Annotated in this window: 5 protein-coding genes; 3 read left to right on the plus strand and 2 right to left on the minus strand. The window is 41.3% G+C overall.

All coding sequences use genetic code 11. From position 1 onward, the window contains the following. Positions 1-102: 102 nt before the first annotated feature. Entirely contained in the window at positions 103-351 is a 249-nt protein-coding gene (locus JQC92_RS20965) for a hypothetical protein (protein WP_205001483.1), read from the minus strand. Positions 352-645: 294 nt separating this feature from the next. Here JQC92_RS20965 and bufA2 point away from each other — a divergent pair, with 294 nt between their 5' ends. The 3 genes from bufA2 (at position 646) to JQC92_RS20980 (ending at position 2,815) form a co-directional block, all read left to right on the plus strand. Continuing rightward, positions 646-1,095, plus strand: a complete 450-nt coding sequence (bufA2, locus tag JQC92_RS20970) for a BufA2 family periplasmic bufferin-type metallophore (protein WP_205001484.1) — start codon at positions 646-648, stop codon at positions 1,093-1,095. A gap of 65 nt (positions 1,096-1,160) precedes the next feature. Further along, on the plus strand, positions 1,161-2,018 hold the full coding sequence (gene bufB / locus JQC92_RS20975; RefSeq protein ID WP_205001485.1) for an MNIO family bufferin maturase: 858 nt from the start codon (positions 1,161-1,163) through the stop codon (positions 2,016-2,018). After that, on the plus strand, positions 2,015-2,815 hold the full coding sequence (locus tag JQC92_RS20980) for an HvfC/BufC N-terminal domain-containing protein (RefSeq protein ID WP_205001486.1): 801 nt from the start codon (positions 2,015-2,017) through the stop codon (positions 2,813-2,815). The genes bufB and JQC92_RS20980 overlap by 4 nt, the downstream gene beginning before the upstream one ends. A gap of 610 nt (positions 2,816-3,425) precedes the next feature. Here JQC92_RS20980 and JQC92_RS20990 read toward each other — a convergent pair. Further along, a complete protein-coding gene (locus tag JQC92_RS20990) occupies positions 3,426-4,427 on the minus strand; it encodes a hypothetical protein (RefSeq protein WP_205001487.1) in 1,002 nt (333 codons plus the stop codon). Positions 4,428-4,694: the final 267 nt, after the last annotated feature.

The raw sequence follows: 4,694 nt of genomic DNA on the forward strand, positions 1-4,694 counted from the left end.
CGTGGTTTATCTGCGCTCGAAGTTATCTCTGAAATTGTTACGGCTGTAACACAACGTAAACCTTATCCAGATGTGTTTAACCTCACCAGCGATTAGTCAATACTACGCTGGTGAATGGTTACCTTCACTTGATTGAACGATCATAATGACTTTAGTTGGAAGCCAAGGTTCATCTTCTAATTTTTTAATGCAGGTAGAAGGCACTCTTTTTTTCCTACAGCTGAATGACTGCCAACTACCTTTATGGTCAATGGCATCGTCAGCAATGTTTACTAGTTGGCCTACAGTGAATTGGTTTATGTCAAGATAGTTTTTGCTCGGATTTACAGTATGTGTCGTTAAGTTTAGCATTGTTATATCCAGGTAATTGATTTGCCTGTAGCTGGCATTATCGTGTTTTTTTGTGTGAGTAACCTGTTATTAACCACCTCTAATACTGCGTAAACGATCCTTGTTTTGTTAAACTCTTAATTTTAGAATAGTGTAATTAAGCAGATTTTGTTGAAATTTATGTGTTTCTGAAATTTTCTTGGAAGGTGGCAGGTCTATGTTTGCGGATATGATGTGCATGAGAGGGGGGGAAGAGCCGATTTTGCACAGCGCATTCAATGATATAACCCTTATAAAGATGCAAAGGAAATTCTAATGAATAAGAAAGCACAATCGGCAATTACAGGCGCTACTCTTGCTTTGGCAATGGCAGGTTTAACTTCAACAGCTCAAGCTGCTCCAGCAGGTAGTTCTTCTGCAAGTACAGACTTGGTTCATTGTTATGGTGTTAATGTTTGTAAAGGCCATAACGACTGTAAGACCAAAGATAATGCTTGTGGCGGTCATGCAAGCTGTAAAGGTACAGGTTTTGTTGCAATGCCAAGCAAGTCTTGTAAAGACGTTGGTGGTTCACTTGAAGACAAGTGGAAAGGCACAGTTGCTAAAGCTGATCTTGTTAAGTGCTACGGTGTGAACATTTGTAAAGGTCACAACGACTGTAAGACTGACAAGAACGCTTGTGGCGGTCACGCAAGCTGTAAAGGTACGGGCTTTGTAATGGCTCCTGCTAAATCTTGTGCAGATATTGGTGGTAAAAAAGGTTAATCACCTTTAGTTTGCTTATCTAGGTTGCGATAATATCGCAACCTTTCTCTTAAGAATGTGTGCTCATGTCTAATACAAACTCTGAACATTTACTTCACCCATCACTTGGTTTTGGATTAGGTTTAAGGACCAATCATTTTGAAGATATTCTAAAGCAATCTCCTAACGTAGATTGGTTTGAAATATTGTCTGAAAACTATATGGTTGCAGGTGGAAAGCCTAAATACTACCTTCATGCAATGGCTGAACGATACCCTGTCGTAATGCATGGCGTGTCGATGACGATCGGTAGTACAGACCCATTAGATATGGATTACTTAAAATCGCTAAAAACCTTAGCCAATGAAGTCAATCCCAAATGGATATCTGATCATATTTGCTGGAGTTCAATTCACGGTTTAAATAGCCATGACTTGTTACCACTGCCATATACAGAAGAAACCATTGATCATGTAGCGAATCGCATTGCACAAGTTCAAGACTTTCTTGGGCGTCGAATTCTCATTGAGAATGTATCGAGTTATATGTCTTATAAAGAGTCAGAGATGACTGAGTGGGAGTTTTTGCAAGAAGTTGCAGATAGAGCTGATAGCTTGATACTGCTCGATATTAATAATATTTATGTCAGCAGTCGTAATCATGACTTTAATCCTAAAGAATACATTGATCATATCGATCCAAGAAGAGTGCAGCAGTTCCATTTAGCTGGACACAGTGACTTTGGGGATTACGTCATTGATACTCATGACCATGATGTACCTAAGAGTGTATGGGAACTCTATGCTTACACACTTCAGCGTTATGGCATGGTTAGCACTATGATTGAACGTGACGACAACATTCCACCATTAAACGAGTTAGTGGCTGAACTCGATCAAGCAAAACAAATTGCTGCAAAGACTTTTAATAAGGTAGCAGTATGAGCCAGTTACGAGAATTACAAGAAGGCTTTTTTGACTACATCTTAGAAGCGAATTTAGCGAACAATAATTTAGAGTCACACCCGTTCAATAAACATGTTGTTGAGCAGGGTAATATTAGTGCTAATACGAGGTTAGTGATTTACGCTAATGCTTATTATGCGAGATTGCGCTCAACCATTGAAACCGACCATGACATTCTTGCACATTACTTGGGCGATGATTGGTTTGAAGATATGGTGCGTGCATATATCAACTCAAAGCCATCAAAATTCAAGTCGCTAAGACAGTTTTGTGAAGAATTACCAGAATTTCTAGCTACAACAGAGCCGTTTAGTGATTATCCACAAATGGCGGAAATCGCCCGTTTTGAACGACGCTTACTAAACTCGTTTGATGCTGGTGACACTGAAAGAGCTAGCTTTTCTGACTTACAAGCTTTACCTCCAGAGCAGTGGCCTGAAACTCAGCTGCGCTTTCATCCCAGCGTGCAGTTGTTTACTTGTGAGTCGAACGCAGTAGAAATTTGGCAAGCGGTTAAAGCAGAACAAACGCCACCAGAGCCTGATATGGAAAATCAACGTCATTGGTTACTGTGGAGAGGCGAAACAAGGCTTACTGAGTTCACCTCTATTACACCTTATCAATTTGTACTCATTGACGGCTTTATACGTGGTGCCAATTTCGCTCAGCAATGTGAAGCTATGCTTGAGTATTTTGATGAATCACAAGCTCCAATGGAAGTGTTACAAGCCCTGCAAGCATGGTTTGAAATGGGATTGATTAAATCGATTGCTTAGATTGTGATTATTGCCTTATAGGTTTATAAAATGGCGTGGAATTGAACTTCACGCTATTTTTTCACAGAAATATTCCAGCCTACTAATCTGGCAAGGTTTTGGACAAAAGTGTTTCGGTTTCGGTTCGTAATCAAAAAATTGCATTAGAAAAAGTATCTCTGAAATCAAATTTCTGAAAGCTACGACTAGCCCTAAAAAACAACTTAGGGCTTACATCAGATGCGCACAACGTTAGTTATGGTAAATAGAGACTGACATCAGTCTTTGCTGGCTTACTCGACTAGCAAATAGACAACAGGTTACGGGCCTGTCTCTTGTTCAGATCTCAGATGGTTTCTCCGTCAGCTAGCATTTCTTTCGCCATCCGATATCCAACGACATAAGATTGAAGGGTATCCCAACCTTCCCAAATCGTTTCCCAGCCTGCTATACCTGTACGTTTAGTATCTGTAAAACCACCTAATTAAAATCTGAAAAAGACCTTATTGATTTTAGTCAGATGCCCATCAAATTTTACTGTGACTTGACCATCCCTTACCTTCGTAACGATGCCATCTTTTTTGACATTCCATAAAATTCTTTTACACATAATAACCCGAACTGCTTAATCCTAAAAAAGGGGGTTACCTAAAGGTTTAGCTCTCTTTTTGAGTTCTGTTAATGCATCCACGGACAAACTCCCACCTCTACCTAATGAGTCCAACACGCTCATGAATGCATTTACCGTCTTATGATAATGGCATTCCTGCGCCATAAATAACCCAAATGTTTCGTTACCACTTTTCGCCGCTGCCAGCTCCTTGAATGCCTCTTCCGACAAAGATTTTTCTCTCAACAACTCGGCCAACACCGTCATAAATGCCGTTACCACTTCATTACGACCGTTTTGCAACGCCAGAAATAACCCTGGTGTTTCATTGCCACCTTTCGCTGCTGCCAGCGCTATGAACTTACCTTCTGATAACTTCCCTTCCTTCAGTAACTCCGCCAGCACCTTCATAAACGCAGCCACCGTATCATGCTGACCGCTTTTCTGCGCCAGAAATAGTCCAGGTATTTCGTCACCATCTTTCGCTGCTGCCAGCTCTATGAACTTATCTTCTGATAGCTTCCCTTCCTTCAGTAACTCCGCCAGCACCTTCATAAACGCAGCCACCGTATCATGCTGACCCTCTTGCAGCGCCAGACATAGTCCACCAGGTATTTCGTCACCATCTTGGGCAGCATTGGACACGCCGGCGGCCGCTTGACCGGTAAGCAAGCCCACGGCGGCTGTGGCCGTGTCATAGATAATCCCTTGTGGTGAGAAACTTCCTGAAACCACCGCATGAGCTCCGTGTTTAATGACGGAGCCTGTGTATTGTGCAATTTTGCTTTGTTGAATGCTTTTTGGTAAGAATCGCTTATCCCCTTTATCCAATAAAAAATCAACAGCCCCATCGGCTTGAGACTTAACGAATGAATAGCCTAGATACGCACCAGCAGCAGGTACAGACAAGCCACTGGTAGCCGCCACAACCCCTAAACCAACATCGGTCTGAACGACGGTTGAAGCACTAGGAAGGTTATTGTAAAGCGTTTGAGCGGCTTGGTTTACGGATGACATTGACATATCAAACCTCGAATAAAAAAATACCCAAGGTTATAATTATCATTTACACCCTAAAATAAAAACAAATTATATTTCATCTCTAACTGCCCAATGACAGGTGTATAGATTATGGGATTATCTGTGTACGTCATCGGCGATATGTATCCCCCTGTGTCAGGATGGTTGTCACTCTTAATATTTAACTAATTATTAACCGCTTAAGGGGGCGGGAAAGGCAACCTAATGACACACTATTCAGACGAAAGAAAACAAGCTGTACTCAGTAAA

This window comes from Parashewanella hymeniacidonis (assembly GCF_016900895.1).
Lineage (GTDB): Bacteria > Pseudomonadota > Gammaproteobacteria > Enterobacterales > Shewanellaceae > Parashewanella > Parashewanella hymeniacidonis.